This window comes from Variovorax ginsengisoli (assembly GCF_030486595.1).
GTDB lineage: Bacteria > Pseudomonadota > Gammaproteobacteria > Burkholderiales > Burkholderiaceae_C > Variovorax > Variovorax ginsengisoli_B.
On the sequence record NZ_JAUJZH010000018.1, the window covers coordinates 98,849 to 112,236 of the forward strand.

Genomic DNA, 13,388 nt, shown 5'->3' on the forward strand with positions numbered 1-13,388 from the left:
GTCCAATCTTGCGGCAATCCTTGCAGGCGATCGCGGCGCCTCCCGACTCGCCAGATCGCATAATGGGCCTCGCGCGGAGCTGCCGAAGCCGGCTCTGTCGACGCCATGAAGAACCTGACCCCCGATCATCTCGAAGAAGAACTCGGTACCCTGATCGACAACGTCGTTCCGACCCGCGGCTATGCCATGACGCCGCTGGTGGGCATCGGCGGCTCGGCCGGCGCCATCCCGGCGCTGCAAGCCTTCCTGAGCAGCCTCCCTCCCCGGTCCGGCATCGCCTATGCGGTCGTCCTGCACCTGGCGGCGGAGCGCGAGAGCATGCTGGCCGAGATCCTGCAGCGCAGCACCTCGATGCGCGTGCTACAGGTCAACGAGGCGCTGAAGGTCCAGCCTGACACCGTCTATGTCATTCCGCCCGGCAAGGCTCTCCAATCGGCCGATGGCTATCTGCAACTGGCCGACCTCGACCGTGTCCCCGGCAAGCGCATGGCGGTCGACCTGTTCTTCCGCGGGCTCGCGGACACCCATGGCCCGCACGCCGGGGCGGTGGTGCTGTCCGGCGGCGACGGCGACGGCGCCATCGGAATCAAGCGCATCAAGGAACGCGGCGGCCTCACCATCGCGCAAGACCCGGCCGAAGCCGAGCATCCCGGCATGCCGGCCGCAGCGATCGCCACCGGCATGGTGGACTGGATCCTGCCGGTGGCCGAAATCCCATCCCGCCTGCTCGACTACTACGGCATCGAGAAGCGGCTGCGCCTGCCGCCGGAAGAGGGCCCGCATCCGGCCCTGGCGGCCGGCACCGCGGCGGCCGACGAAGCCCCGTTGCGAGACGTCCTGGCCTTCCTGCGCGCGCGCACCGGCCGCGACTTCTCCTATTACAAGCGCGCGACCATCGTGCGCCGGATCGCGCGCCGGATGCAGGTCAACGGCGTTGACAGCCTGACGGCGTACCTCGATTGCCTGCGCACCCGTTCCGGCGAATCCGGGGCGCTGCTGCAGGACCTGCTGATCTCGGTCACCAACTTCTTTCGCGATGCCGAGTGCTTCGACGCGCTGAATCGCCACCTCCCGGCGCTGTTCGAAGGCAAGGGGCCGAACGACGCCGTGCGTGTGTGGGTGGCCGCCTGCGCAACCGGCGAGGAGGCCTACTCGATCGCGATCCTGCTGCTGGAGCACGCCCGCACGCTGGAGGCCCCGCCCACCCTTCAGCTCTTCGCTTCCGACCTCGACGACCGCGCGGTCCAGACCGGCCGCGAGGGCCGCTATCCGCTGGCCATCCAGGCCGACCTCTCGCCCGAGCGGTTGAGGCGCTATTTCATCAAGGAGCACGACGGCTACCGGGTTCGCCGCGAGGTGCGCGAGATGGTCCTGTTCGCCTCCCACGACCTGCTGCGCGACTCGCCTTTCTCACGGCTCGACCTGATCAGCTGCCGCAACCTGCTGATCTACCTGGATCCGACGGCGCAGGCCCGCGTCTTCGAGGTGCTGGGCTTTGCGCTGATGCCTCACGGCCGCCTCTTCCTCGGCGTCTCCGAATCGGTGGAGGACGGCAACCCGCATTTCCGCGTGCTCGACAAGAAGCACCGCATCTATGCCCGCCGCGACGTGCCGATCGCGGGGATTCCGCTGCCGGCCGGGCCGAGCAGCCTGGCCCTTGCGATGGACGTCGGGCATGCCCTGCGCGAAGCGCCGATCGTGGCCGGTCGCGTCTTCCAGCAGGCTTCGCTCGGGTCGAGCCGCGCCGGTGCGGACGGGCGCAGCGCGTCCTGGGGCGACGTGCACCTGAAGCTGCTGGAGCACCTCTGCGCGCCGTCGCTGCTGATCGATCGAAACGACGACATCGTCCATCTGTCGGCCAGCGCGGGCCGGTTCCTGCACTATGGCGCCGGCGAGCCGACACGCAACCTGCTGCGGCTGGCGCTCGCGGACCTGCGCATCGAATTGCGCGCGGCGCTGCACCAGGCCACGCGCACCGGCCTGCCGGTCGAGTCCCCGCCCACGGCGGTGACGATCGACGGCAGTACGCGCCGGATCGCGATCCGCGTGATCCCGGTGCGCGACGGTGGGCTGGATTTCACGCTGGTCATCTTCGATTCGCCGCCGCAGCCGGGCCTGGATTCCACTGCGCCGCCGCCGGCGCGCGCGGATGCCGATCCGCTCGTCCAGCAGCTCGACCACGAACTCGAGCGCATGCGCTCCCACCTGCAGGACACGGTCGAGCAGTACGAGAACTCGACCCAGGAACTCAAGGCCAGCAACGAAGAACTCCAGGCGATCAACGAGGAGCTTCGCTCGGCCACGGAAGAACTGGAGACCAGCCGCGAAGAGCTGCAGTCGATCAACGAGGAGCTGACCACCGTCAACCACGAACTCAAGTGCAAGGTAGACGAGCTCGCGCATGCCAACAGCGACATGCAGAACCTCATGAACGCGACCGCGATCGCCACCGTCTTTCTCGACCGCGACCTGCGCATCACGCGCTACACGCCTGCCGCGGTGCGCCTGTTCAACCTGATTCCCGGCGACGTCGGTCGACCGTTGTCCGACCTCGCCTCGCAGCTGCAATACCCCGCGCTGGGCGACGACGCGGCCCATGTGCTCGACAAGCTGATTCCCATCGAACGCGAGGTCGGGCGCGACGACGGCAGCTGGTTCATGGCCCGCCTGCTTCCCTACCGGACCACCGAGGACCGCATCGCGGGCGTCGTGCTGTCGTTCATCAACATCACCGAGCGCAAGCAGGCCGAGCAGGTGAGCCAGTGGCTGTCGACGGTGGTCGCCTCGTCGGTCGACGCCATCATCAGCTTCTCGCTCGAAGGACAGATCCTGAGCTGGAACAGCGGCGCGCAGCGCATCTTCGGCTATGCGGCCGAAGAGGCCGTCGGCCGCTCGATCACGATGCTCGCACCGGATGGGGATCCGCTCGAGCGGTTGGGCATCCTCGAACGCGTGAGGCACAACCAGAGCGTCGAGAACCTGGAGACCGTGTATGTCGCGAAGGACGGGACGCGGATCGAGCTGTCGCTCACGGTCTCGCCGATCGTCGATGCGCGCCGCGCCGTCGTCGGCGCCACGGCGACCGCGCGCGACATCGGGGAAGCCAAGCGTGCGCAGGAGGCGCTGCGCCGCAGCGAGGAACACCTGCGGCTGGTGGTCGAGAACGCGCGCGACTACGCCATCTTCTCCACCGACATCCACCGGGTCATCACGAGCTGGAACGCCGGTGCCGAGCGCCTGCTCGGCTACTCCGAGGCCGAAGTCAAGGGACTTCAGGCAGACATCATCTTCACGCCCGAAGACCGGGCCGCCAATGCGCCCAGGCAGGAAGCCGAGACCGCCACGTTCAACGAGCGCGCCGCGGACGAACGCTTCCACCAGCGCAAGGACGGCACGCGCTTCTGGGGCAGCGGCGTGCTGATGCGCATGCATGACGAAAGCGGGCGCGTGATCGGCTTCGTCAAGGTGCTGCAGGATCAAACCGTGGCGCGGGAAGCGCAAGCGGCGCTCGAGCGCAGCCAGTCGAACCTGCTGGAGGCCCTGCGTCAGAACGAGCACGCCCGGGCCGAACTCGAATCGGCGGACGCCGCCAAGGACCGCTTCATCGCCGTGCTGTCGCACGAACTGCGCAATCCCCTGGCCTCGATGGCGAGCGCGTCCGACCTGCTGGCCGGCGACCAGGCGGACGCGGACGAGCGGCGGCGTGCCGCGCAGGTGGTCCAGCGCCAGGTGCGCAGCATGAAGCTGCTCGTCGACGACCTGCTCGATGTCTCTCGCCTGGCGATCGGGCAACTCGAGCTGCGCCGACTCGACGTCACCGTCGCGAACCTCGTCGGCGCGGCCGTCGAGACCGCCATCCCGCTGATCGAGGCCGCGGGACACACGCTCAAGATCGAACTGCCTTCGACGCCGGTCCATGTGCATGTCGATCCCTTGCGCATCGGCCAGGCCCTCGTGAACCTGCTCGCCAACGCGGCGCGCTACACGCCCGCAGGTGGCGCGCTGCTGCTGGCCGCGCAGTCCGAGGCCGATTCGGTGCGCATCTCGGTGGTCGACAATGGCGTCGGCATGGAGCCCGAAACTATCGCGCGCATCTTCGAGCTCTATGCCCAGGGCCCCGCCGCGACGGACCGCGCCAACGAAGGGCTCGGCATCGGCCTGGCCCTGGTGCGCAGCATCGTGGAGCAGCACGGCGGGCGCATCGAGGCCTTCAGCGACGGCCTGGGCCGAGGCAGCCGGTTCAGCGTGACCCTGCCGCTGGCAGCGCCGGTGGCGGAGCCGGCCCAAGCCGCGAAGCCGGAACCTGCGCGGTCGCCAACGCCGCTTCGGATCCTGGTGGCCGACGACAACGTCGACGCCGGCTGGACGCTCGGCCGGCTGCTGCAGCTGGCGGGCCACGAGACCATGGTGGTGTCGAATGGGACGCAGGCGCTCGAGACGGCCGCACGCCAGCATCCGGATGCGGCGATCCTCGACATCGGCATGCCGGACATCAACGGCGTCGACGTGGCACGCGCCCTGCGGGAGCAAGCCTGGGCGGCGCGGATGGCGCTGGTCGCCCTCAGCGGATGGGGCGACGCGGCCACCCGTCACGACGGCGCCCAGGTCTTCGATGCGCACCTCACCAAGCCGGCGAGCACCGCCAAGGTGCTCGAGGCCGTGATCCGGGCGCGGGAGGCCCGGGCCCGGGCTCAGGAAGACTGATACTCCTTGAGCCGGTTGTACAGCGTCTTCATGCTGATGCCGAGCAGCGCCGCCGTCGGCTCCTTGCGCCGCCGGCAGTGCTCGTAGGTGGCGAGGATCAGTTCGCGCTCGACGTCGGCCAGCGGCGTTCCGACCCTGAAACTGAGCGCCGGGGCGTCGGGATCGCCCGGCGATGCCGCCGCGGCCGCGTCACCCGCGACGGCGCCCGGCCCGTGCTGCCCGGGCGTGAGCCATCGCTCGTCGATCACCTCGCCTTCCGCCATGACCCAGGCGCGTTGCACGGCGTTGCGCAGTTCCCGCACGTTGCCGGGCCAGGGGTAGCCGGCCAGGTGCGCGAGCGCGCCCGGCGCGAAGCGCTTGCGCTGGTGCTCCTGGTCCTCGAGCTCGCGCAGGAAGCTGTCCGCCAGCAGCGGCACGTCCTCGAGGCGCTCGCGCAGCGGCGGCAGGTGGATCGGGAAGACGTTGACCCGATAGAACAGGTCCTCGCGCAGCGATCCGTCGGCGACCGCCTGCGCGGCGTCCCGGTTGGTGGCGGCGATGATCCTGACGTCGGTCTGCTGCACCTGGGTCGAGCCGACCCGCATGAAGGTGGCGCTTTCGAGCACGCGCAAGAGCTTGACCTGGAGCGCGGGTGGCATCTCGGTGAGCTCGTCCAGGAACAGCGTGCCGCCGCGGGCGCGCTCGAAGAAGCCGTGGTGCTGGCGGTCGGCGCCGGTGAAGCTGCCGCGCTCGTGGCCGAAGATCTCGCTCTCGATCAGGTTCGGCGACAACGCGCCGCAATTGACCGCGAGGAAGGGCAGTTCCCGGCGCCGGCTCAGGTCGTGCACGGCGCGGGCCACCAGTTCCTTGCCAGTGCCGCTCTCCCCATGGACGAAGACGGTCACGGCGGTCCCCGCGACGCGCGCGACCTGCTGGAACACTCTCTGCATCGACAGCGAGGCGCCGATCAGCGCCCCGAAGCGGCCGGTCTCGCGCCACTCCTGATTCATCTGCTCGACCTGCGCGCGCAGCCGGGACGGACGAATCAGGCGCGCCAGCAGGCCCTTCAGGTGCTCGGGGTTGATCGGCTTGACCAGGTAGTCGGCAGCCCCCAGTTGCAAGGCCCGGATGGAGGTCTCCAGGGTCGCATGGCCGGTCATGAGGACGATCTCTGTGTCGGAGAGCAGCTCGCCGCTCTCGAACATCTCGAGCCCGCTGCCGTCGGGCAGGTGCAGGTCCAGCAGCATGAGGTCCGGCTGCTGGGTCGCGAGCAGGCGCCGGGCCGCATCCAGGGAAGGCGCGACCGACACCGTATGGCGCTCGCGCGCGATCAGGCTGCCCAGCATGCGGGCCGCGTCCTCGTCGTCTTCCACGATCAGCGCGTGTCCCATGGGATCTGCCTGGCGTCCGCCGGGGAGGATCGCGCCACCGGATGCAGTTCGAGCGCCAGGTCATGCAGGTCATCCGCCAGGCCGGTCAGGCGCGCCAGCTGCCGCGAGATCAGGCCCAACGCTTCGGCCCGCAGGGCGGCGTCGTCGGGCGCGGCTTCGAGCAGGCTGACGGCGCTCATCAAGGTGCCCACGGGTGTGCGCAGGTCATGGTCGAACCGGGCCAGCCGCGCGGCCGCGTCGGCGAGTTGCGCGCGCGACCTCTCGCGCAGCGCCTCGGCGGTTTCGCGCGGCCCGGAGCGGGGTCGCGAAAGACCCATGCCGAGCAACGCGACCGCAACGACCGCGCCAAGAAGATACCGATGCTTCATGAGGGCGTCCCCTCCCGGGGGACTGCAGAGTGTGCGCCGTCCCGCCTTGCTTGGCGACAGGGATCTGCCCGCCCGCGCCCGGCACCACCGCCCCGGGACTCAATGCGCGCCGTGGAGATCGGGCGGACAAGCCGCCGAATTCCCCACATGCCGCGAATAGAGTTCGTCCACCGTCCTCATCCAGACTTCGACGGCCGTTTGCAATTCGACATCGGCGTCTATTTCGTCCTGCGGCAGCGGAATTCCTTCTTCGACGTATTTGTCGCTGAAAGGAAGTCGCCGCATCGGGTATTTCGGGATTCGTACATCGGCCATTCGCAGGACAGCCTCTTTGCGGTAGGTGGTCAGCATGCTTGTCTCCACTGTCATTTGAGAAAATACTAACCGAACAAGAGCGCGGATTTCCAGCACTGAATTGCGATGGACCCGGGCCACGGGGGCTTTGCGGCAATCTGTGCTGCAGTTTTTTCCAGCGCCCGGCAATCGCTGCCGGACAGCGGTCCGAATTCAATTGCCGCTGTCGTTTCATTGACTGTCGACCAACGGCCGACGGGCCCCATGCCGTCCGCGACCTTCAACCCTTCGAACCATCGAAAGAGGGCTGACAACGGCGAGTCGAGACGCTATATTTTTCAGCCGAAGGGGAGAGGGCAGGGCTCTTTGTTGGAGGTCATGGCGATGTCGTCCGACGCTGCAGTTCATCGGTTCGAATACGACGGTTGGTTTGTGGTGGTTGAGTTGGACGGGTCCACTTCGGAAGGCGTGTCCTCGGGGCACGCCGATCTTCAATGGAAGGACGGGCACCGATGTCGGATTTCCCTCGCCGGGAAGTACGCCGATCGGGCGAGTGCCATCGTGGCGCTCGCCCAGAGATCGCGCGCCTTCATCGACGACTGGGACATCCGGCGAGCGGAGCGCGCTTCACCCTTCATCGATCAGTAGCGCGGACCCACTGCCCAGCCATGCGGGCGAGCGGATCTGCATCGCAGACCGCGCTCGCCCTCGCGGCGCTCAGTTCACCTGCACGTTGATCCGCCTCGGCTGTGCGTGCTCGGCCTTGGGAATGCGCAACTTGAGCACCCCCTGCGCGAGTTCCGCCGAGATCTTCTCCGTGTCGAGTTCCTTGCTGAGCGTGAAGGTCCGGTGGAACCGGCCCAGGCCGACCTCGGTATGGCTCGATTGCAGCCCCTCGGGGACGGACAGGTCGATCTCGCCTTCGATCGTCAGCAGGTCGGATTCGACGTTCAGGTGCAGCTTGTCGCGCGGCACGCCGGGCAGGTCGGCATAGAGCGTGATTCCAGAGCTGTCTTCGATCACGTCCACGGGCGGCGTCAGGGTCGCGTCGGTGAAGCGCCGTTCGTCCGACCGGGCCGGAACGTTGGAAGATTCACTGGTCTTCTGGATGTCGTTCATGGTCCTTCTCCTTTCACTGGACGGCGATGCGCCGCGGCAGGGCCGAGGCCCGGCGCTGGACAGTGACATGCACGACGCCATCCCGCGCCTTGGCTTGCACGGAATCGGGGTCAGCGTCGTCGGGCAGGCTCAGCACACGGCGAAAGGCACCGTCGAAGCGTTCGTTGATGTGCAGCGTCTCCTTGGCCCCGGGAGACGGCTCGGCGCTCTTGCGCTCGCCGGCGATGGTGAGGATGCCGCGGTCGAGATGAATCTCGAGCGTTGCGGGATCCACCCCAGGGGCCAGGGCGTAGATCTCGACCGTCTTGGCCGTGCTGCCGACGTTGAGGGCGGGAAAGCCGCTGCGGCCGAAGCCGCGGATCGTGGGAGAGGGATCGAAGGCCTGCTGCATCTCGCGGTGCAGGCGATCCATCTCCGCGAACATGTCGCGAGGGAACAGGGATCGGTACATGGCGAAAACCTCCATTCAGGGTTGAACGGCGCGCCGGAGGCGTCTCCAGCGCTTCCGGTACCGAAACTAGGTGCTCCTCGACCAACTTCAAGAGGGGCGCTCAGATCTCCGCGTTGAGGATCCGGCGGCGGAATGGACGCACCAGCCGGTGCAGTACCCCGACCTGTTCGGCGGTGTCCGCGTAGCCGAGCAACTGGCCTGCCGCGCGCAGCATGAAAGGCGGGTTCCTAGCCTTGCCGCGGGAGATGAGCCGCACGTTGGTGCCCGCCGCCAGCGCCATCCCGGCCTCGATGCAACTGTTGACGTTGTCGTCCGTGATGTCGGCCATGACCAGGAATGCGTTGCAGATCTTCGCCATGATCGCCGCGTGCAGCGACTCGCTCTGGATCTCGTTGCCGATGACGACGGGCATGCCGCCGACCTGCTCGACCAGGCGTCGCATCGCGCCGCCCGCCGCCGCCGCAGGCGAATCGAGGTCCAGCGCCCAGAAGATGTACTGCGGCGCCGGTGGGGTCACCCAATCGTCCCAGAGCCCGGCGAGCGCGGCGGTGACGGCCTCCGGGCAGGCGGTCGCATCGGTATTCATCCGCAGCCAGTGGCTGTCCGGCCCGTCGCCGCGCGACACCCTCGGATCCGCTACGACGACCGAAGGCAGGCCCAGCGAAGCCGCGATGTCCATCTCGCGCAGGAAGTACTTGTAGGGGCCCGAGTCCCGGCGGACCTCGCCCGGGTCCTGCCGGTACGGGACGATGCCCACGAAGGCGCCGCAACTCGCGATGATCCGCTCGACCCGGTCGCCGTCGCCGAAGCCCTGCTGGTCCTTGGCGTCACCGACCAGCCGCAGGCCCTGCGCCACCAGTTCCGAGCACACCGCCGCGGCGCTGGACTTGTCGGCAGCCTGCCAGGAACAGCTGACATAGACGTCCCGGGCGCCGGCCGGACTCGGCAGCTTGGCGGAGGGATAGAGTGCGGATATCAGGGCGAGCGCCATCGGCGCATCGAGGTCCGGCCCGGTGGCATCGATCCAGGTGATGCCCCGCATGAAGTTCTTCACATCGGCGTTCGCGAGGCGAAGCGCGACGACGCGGAATCCCTCGACGTTCGCGCGCTCGTCCATGGCACAGTTGTATTCGGCGGTGACCCAGCCTTTGTTGAGCGACTCCTCGGAGGCGACCAGCAGGATCCCGCGGCAACGCCCGATGGCGAGTCCCAGGTCCGTCGCCAGCAAGGAACCACCAGGCAGCTGGACCTCGTCGTGCCAGACCTTGAGCCCCGCATGCTCGGTCAGCCATCGGTACAACTGCCGGACAAAGACCTGGTCCTTGTGGGCGTAGCTCAGGAAGACATCGAAATCGCGCTTGTTCAGTGGAAGCGACATGAGCGGCCCCTGGCTGGTCTGCAAGAAGGCATGCTAGGTCCAAATGGCGGATTCAGCCATCCAGCCCGAGCCGCTCGATCGCTGCGTAGACCGCGCGCACGGTGCTGCGGTCGAGCTCCTTGGCCAGTTCCGAAAGCTCGCCGTAGGGAACCATGAGCTCATCGCCGCGCTCGTCCTTGCGGGACGTCACGCCCTGGGAACGCTTGGTTTCCATCCAGGCGGAATGGACTTCCGCGGCGACAAGCTCGATGTCCGGCAGTTTCATTCCGTGGCCCGCTTCAAGTGCAAGTTTGCCGGACTTGGAGGCAACCGGCAGCGCACCGACGCGGACTGAACGGCTAGCAGTTGTGAAGATGCCCGCCGTGCAGCGCCACGTGCCGCACGTAGTTTCGCCATGCTTCCTGGGCTGCGCGGGCGCTGGCTTTCGCCGTTTCGATGGTCTGGTCCGGGGACGCGACATCGTCGTATTTCAGGAACACCCTCAAGGCTTCATCGGCTGCCTGCTTCGCCCTTCTCGCCGCAGCATCCGCCTTCATCGCCGTCGCCCTGAGTTGGGCAGCATCGTCGCCAAGCGCTTCCATATGCACCTCCATGTACGAATTAGGTTCTCATTACATGTAACGCACTGTACGTGTGTCGCAAAATGTGAGAAGACCACGGAAGAGATAGGCGGGACGGAATACGCGGGCAGCGCGGCCGACGCCCACGCGCCGAGGTGCAGGCGCCGATCAGCTCGGCAGCAGCACTTTGTCGATGACGTGCACGACGCCATTGGTGTTGAAGATGTCGGTGGCCGCGATCCCACTGCTGCGGCCGCGCTGATCGATGACCTGGAGGCTGCCGTTGACAACGATCGTCTGCCCCTGAACGGTGGCGACGGGCGTGTTGAGTGGAATCTCGGCCTTCAGCACGCGAGCCGGCAGCACGTGGTAGGTGAGCACCTTGGCCAGCAGCGCGGTATCCGCAAGCAGCGCATCCTTCGTCAGGCCAAGTTCGGCCAGCAGTGCGACGAAGGCGTTGTTGGTCGGCGCGAAGACCGTGTAGGGCCCCGGACCCTTGAGCGTCTCGACGAGGCCCGCGGCCACCACGGCCTCGACCAGTATGCTGAGGCTGGGCGTCGCCTGGGCCGTCTGCACGATGTCCTGGTTGGCCGGCAGCAGCACCCGATCGACCGTGTGCATGACACCGTTCAGTGCCGCGCCATCGGTGCTGATCACGTTGGTCACACGATTGCGGCCGTCGGTGACCTTCAAGGCGGAACCCTCGGCCTCGATCTTGAAGAAGCCACCGGCCAGAGGCACGATGGCTTTGCCGAGGGGGATGTCCGACTTGCGCACCGTGCCGGACAGCACGTGGTACTTCAGCACTGTGGTGAGCAGAGGCTTGTTGGCAAGCAGGGCGTCCTTGGTCAGGCCGAGCTCCCTCAAGAGCGCGCTGAAGGCATCGTTGGTTGGCGCGAAGACCGTGTAGGGCCCAGACCCCTGGAGCGTGGCATTCAGGTCTGCGGCATTGACCGCCTCGACGAAGACGCTGAGCTCCGGCTTGCCCTGCGCCGACTGAACCACGTTCGGAACGAGTGGCACGAATCCCCCGCCACCCCCTCCACCGCAAGCTGGAAGCAAGGCGGTCGCGCCTAGCGCAGCGACCGAGAGGACCAAGTGACGGCGTGGCAGCACAGACTTCATGGCATGGGCTCCTTCTGGGGTTGATCGAACGGACGCGGTGACCACTGACGCCGTGCTGTTACGGGAGGGGATGCCGACGTGGATCACACTGCGGCGCGGCAGGGCGTGTAACAGTTGGCAGCGCCGTGAGCGGCCACGGAAAGCTGGAGAATCCCACCCATGCGAACCGATCGATCCATGTCTCTCGCAGGTCCTTGATCTGTTCCATGCCGATGCGATGTCCGCCATCCACCAGCACCTCTCCAGCACGCTGCGCAATTTCGAGAGAATCAGCAACATCCTCAAGACCTAGGCCCGCCCTCATGACCATCGATTCCGCCATCGTCCAGGCATTCACTCCGAAGGGCGTTCTGCGCGCCTCGATCAACCTGGGAAATCCGATCCTCGCGAACGCGGACAAGGCGACCGGAGCGCCGGGCGGCGTCTCGATCGATCTGGCCCGCGCTTTTGCCGAGCGATTGGGGGTCGGGCTCGAACTGGTGATATTCGACGCTGCCGGCAAGTCGGTCGAAGCCGTTGCCAATGAGCAGGCCGACATCGGCTTCTTCGCCATCGATCCCGTGCGCGGCGCCCAGATCGCGTTCACCGAGGCCTATGTGCTGATCGAAGGCAGCTATCTCGTTCGCGAGGGTTCGCCATTGCGGCAGAACGAGGAAGTCGATCGCGAAGGACTGCGGGTGACGGTGGGCAAGGGCAGTGCCTTTGACCTTTTCCTGACGCGCGAACTCAAGAACGCCAGCATCGTGCGGGCGCCGACTTCGCCCACCGTCGTGCAGACATTCCTGGAACAGAACCTGGATGTGGCGGCCGGCGTCAAGCAGCAACTGGAAGCGGACAGCCGCGCGCAGAAGGGCTTGCGGCTGTTGCCGGGCCGCTTCATGGTGATCCGGCAGGCGATGGGAACGCCCAAGAGCCGAGGCGCAGCGGCGGCTCGGGAACTCAGTCTCTTCGTGGAAGAGATGAAGACCTCGGGCTTCGTGGCCGATGCGCTGCGCCGGCATCACATCGAAGGCGCATCGGTGGCGCCGGTCACCGGTGAAGTGGCCTCGCGCTGACTCGGGAGTTCGACACCTCCCATGGCTGCCGACCTCCAATTCCTCGTCCATCTGGTTTTCATCAGCGCCGTTGCGCTTTTCCCGGTGGTCAATCCGGTCGGCACCGCCTTCGTGGTCATGCCCTATCTGTCCAGCCTCGACGACGCGGGCAAGCGACGCGCGGTGCGCCTCATCACGCTCTACGCGTTCTGCGTGTGCACGATCACACTCCTGGTCGGGCACTGGATCCTCAGCCTCTTCGGGCTGTCCATCCCGGTGGTGCAACTGGCGGGCGGAATCATCATCTGCCGTTCCGGATGGGAGCTGCTGGGCGCGGGGGTTGCGCGGCGCGATGCAAGCGGCGGCGACGTGGCGTCCGCCCAGCAGCGGGACATCGAGGACCAGTTGTTCTTTCCGCTGACTTTTCCGCTCACCACGGGCGCGGGAACCATCTCGGTGCTGCTCACCTTGAGTGCGCATGGCGCGAACGCCGATCTCGGGCGGCAATTGCTGAACATGGGTGCGATCGAGGCCGCGGTCGTCCTCATGTGCGCGCTGGTCTATGTCTTCTACCTGAACACGCAGCGCATCCAGCGCTACCTCGGCGCTCGGGGCGAAGTGATCTTCAATCGCCTGATCGCTTTTTTCATTTTCTGTGTCGGCCTTCAGATCGCCTCGTCGGGCGTGAAGGCGCTGTTCCAGTGAGCCCCGCTGGCATGGCATGTCGATGGACTGGACAGTAGCGTCAGCTAGGGGGCTGTGATCGCGGTCACCGGCGCCGTCCGGGGATGGTCTGCCCCTATGGCGTCGGAATCCCAAGCTCCCATAATTTCTGCAGCCCGGACCTTGGCGCCCGGGCCGACACGCGGACTTCAACTCTGTTCGGAGGAAATATGTCCAGACGCATGACCTGGCCACCACGCGACGGCGATCCGCTGCACTTCGCGGTGAACTGAGCCTCGGGCGCCTCGGCCGGCAGTGCGGC

The 13,388-nt window shown here is 67.0% G+C and carries 13 protein-coding genes; 4 read left to right on the top strand and 9 right to left on the bottom strand.

Going from position 1 to position 13,388, the window contains the following annotated elements:
* Positions 1-105: 105 nt before the first annotated feature.
* A complete protein-coding gene (locus QZH52_RS23325) occupies positions 106-4,704 on the top strand; it encodes a PAS domain S-box protein (protein WP_301812929.1) in 4,599 nt (1,532 codons plus the stop codon).
* Here the strand turns inward: QZH52_RS23325 and QZH52_RS23330 are convergent.
* The 3 genes from QZH52_RS23330 to QZH52_RS23340 all read right to left on the bottom strand — a co-directional run bounded on the left by QZH52_RS23330 (position 4,692) and on the right by QZH52_RS23340 (position 6,793).
* A complete protein-coding gene (locus tag QZH52_RS23330; protein ID WP_301812930.1) occupies positions 4,692-6,074 on the bottom strand; it encodes a sigma-54-dependent transcriptional regulator in 1,383 nt (460 codons plus the stop codon). The two genes, QZH52_RS23325 and QZH52_RS23330, sit on opposite strands and share 13 nt — an antisense overlap.
* Complete coding sequence (locus QZH52_RS23335; protein WP_301812931.1) at positions 6,059-6,442, bottom strand: histidine kinase dimerization/phospho-acceptor domain-containing protein; 384 nt, start codon at positions 6,440-6,442, stop codon at positions 6,059-6,061. Before QZH52_RS23335 ends, QZH52_RS23330 begins: the two co-directional genes overlap by 16 nt.
* Positions 6,443-6,541: 99 nt before the next feature.
* Positions 6,542-6,793, bottom strand: coding sequence for a hypothetical protein (locus tag QZH52_RS23340; protein ID WP_301812932.1), 252 nt, complete (start codon positions 6,791-6,793; stop codon positions 6,542-6,544).
* A 69-nt stretch (positions 6,794-6,862) separates the two neighbouring features.
* On the opposite strand from QZH52_RS23340, the gene QZH52_RS23345 reads away from it, so the two are divergent.
* Positions 6,863-7,384 carry a hypothetical protein gene (locus QZH52_RS23345; protein ID WP_301812933.1) on the top strand — a complete coding sequence of 174 codons (522 nt, stop codon included), beginning with the start codon at positions 6,863-6,865 and terminating at the stop codon, positions 7,382-7,384.
* A gap of 69 nt (positions 7,385-7,453) precedes the next feature.
* Here the strand turns inward: QZH52_RS23345 and QZH52_RS23350 are convergent, their stop codons facing one another.
* The 6 genes from QZH52_RS23350 to QZH52_RS23375 all read right to left on the bottom strand — a co-directional run bounded on the left by QZH52_RS23350 (position 7,454) and on the right by QZH52_RS23375 (position 11,267).
* Positions 7,454-7,855 (bottom strand): Hsp20/alpha crystallin family protein, encoded by a 402-nt coding sequence (locus QZH52_RS23350; RefSeq protein WP_301812934.1) that lies wholly within the window; start codon positions 7,853-7,855, stop codon positions 7,454-7,456.
* Between the two features lie 13 nt (positions 7,856-7,868).
* A complete protein-coding gene (locus QZH52_RS23355) occupies positions 7,869-8,306 on the bottom strand; it encodes an Hsp20/alpha crystallin family protein (protein WP_286536865.1) in 438 nt (145 codons plus the stop codon).
* A gap of 100 nt (positions 8,307-8,406) precedes the next feature.
* The gene (locus QZH52_RS23360; protein ID WP_301812935.1) at positions 8,407-9,684 is read right to left on the bottom strand and encodes a toll/interleukin-1 receptor domain-containing protein; all 1,278 of its coding nucleotides are present in this window, start codon (positions 9,682-9,684) and stop codon (positions 8,407-8,409) included.
* Positions 9,685-9,736: 52 nt separating this feature from the next.
* Positions 9,737-9,949: a RyR domain-containing protein gene (locus QZH52_RS23365; RefSeq protein ID WP_301812936.1), complete on the bottom strand. Its 213-nt coding sequence runs from the start codon at positions 9,947-9,949 to the stop codon at positions 9,737-9,739.
* A gap of 73 nt (positions 9,950-10,022) precedes the next feature.
* A complete protein-coding gene (locus tag QZH52_RS23370) occupies positions 10,023-10,265 on the bottom strand; it encodes a hypothetical protein (RefSeq protein WP_286536868.1) in 243 nt (80 codons plus the stop codon).
* Positions 10,266-10,412: 147 nt separating this feature from the next.
* Positions 10,413-11,267, bottom strand: a complete 855-nt coding sequence (locus QZH52_RS23375; RefSeq protein WP_366919313.1) for a fasciclin domain-containing protein — start codon at positions 11,265-11,267, stop codon at positions 10,413-10,415.
* Positions 11,268-11,671: 404 nt separating this feature from the next.
* Here QZH52_RS23375 and QZH52_RS23380 point away from each other — a divergent pair, with 404 nt between their 5' ends.
* Together QZH52_RS23380 and QZH52_RS23385 are read left to right on the top strand one after the other, a co-directional pair.
* Positions 11,672-12,424: an ABC transporter substrate-binding protein gene (locus QZH52_RS23380; RefSeq protein ID WP_301812975.1), complete on the top strand. Its 753-nt coding sequence runs from the start codon at positions 11,672-11,674 to the stop codon at positions 12,422-12,424.
* Positions 12,425-12,445: 21 nt separating this feature from the next.
* Positions 12,446-13,108, top strand: a complete 663-nt coding sequence (locus tag QZH52_RS23385; RefSeq protein WP_301812938.1) for a MarC family protein — start codon at positions 12,446-12,448, stop codon at positions 13,106-13,108.
* The last annotated feature ends 280 nt before the right edge of the window (positions 13,109-13,388 follow it).

Excerpts from the sequence above, each read along its gene's own strand:
- QZH52_RS23345 (WP_301812933.1), top strand. The coding sequence starts at position 6,863 with ATGGACCCGGGCCACGGGGGCTTTGCGGCAATCTGTGCTGCAGTTTTT.
- QZH52_RS23380 (WP_301812975.1), top strand. The coding sequence starts at position 11,672 with ATGACCATCGATTCCGCCATCGTCCAGGCATTCACTCCGAAGGGCGTT.
- QZH52_RS23360 (WP_301812935.1), bottom strand. The coding sequence starts at position 9,684 with ATGTCGCTTCCACTGAACAAGCGCGATTTCGATGTCTTCCTGAGCTAC.
- QZH52_RS23340 (WP_301812932.1), bottom strand. The coding sequence starts at position 6,793 with ATGCTGACCACCTACCGCAAAGAGGCTGTCCTGCGAATGGCCGATGTA.
- QZH52_RS23370 (WP_286536868.1), bottom strand. The coding sequence starts at position 10,265 with ATGGAAGCGCTTGGCGACGATGCTGCCCAACTCAGGGCGACGGCGATG.
- QZH52_RS23335 (WP_301812931.1), bottom strand. The coding sequence starts at position 6,442 with ATGAAGCATCGGTATCTTCTTGGCGCGGTCGTTGCGGTCGCGTTGCTC.
- QZH52_RS23325 (WP_301812929.1), top strand. The coding sequence starts at position 106 with ATGAAGAACCTGACCCCCGATCATCTCGAAGAAGAACTCGGTACCCTG.
- QZH52_RS23365 (WP_301812936.1), bottom strand. The coding sequence starts at position 9,949 with ATGAAACTGCCGGACATCGAGCTTGTCGCCGCGGAAGTCCATTCCGCC.
- QZH52_RS23350 (WP_301812934.1), bottom strand. The coding sequence starts at position 7,855 with ATGAACGACATCCAGAAGACCAGTGAATCTTCCAACGTTCCGGCCCGG.
- QZH52_RS23330 (WP_301812930.1), bottom strand. The coding sequence starts at position 6,074 with ATGGGACACGCGCTGATCGTGGAAGACGACGAGGACGCGGCCCGCATG.
- QZH52_RS23355 (WP_286536865.1), bottom strand. The coding sequence starts at position 8,306 with ATGTACCGATCCCTGTTCCCTCGCGACATGTTCGCGGAGATGGATCGC.
- QZH52_RS23385 (WP_301812938.1), top strand. The coding sequence starts at position 12,446 with ATGGCTGCCGACCTCCAATTCCTCGTCCATCTGGTTTTCATCAGCGCC.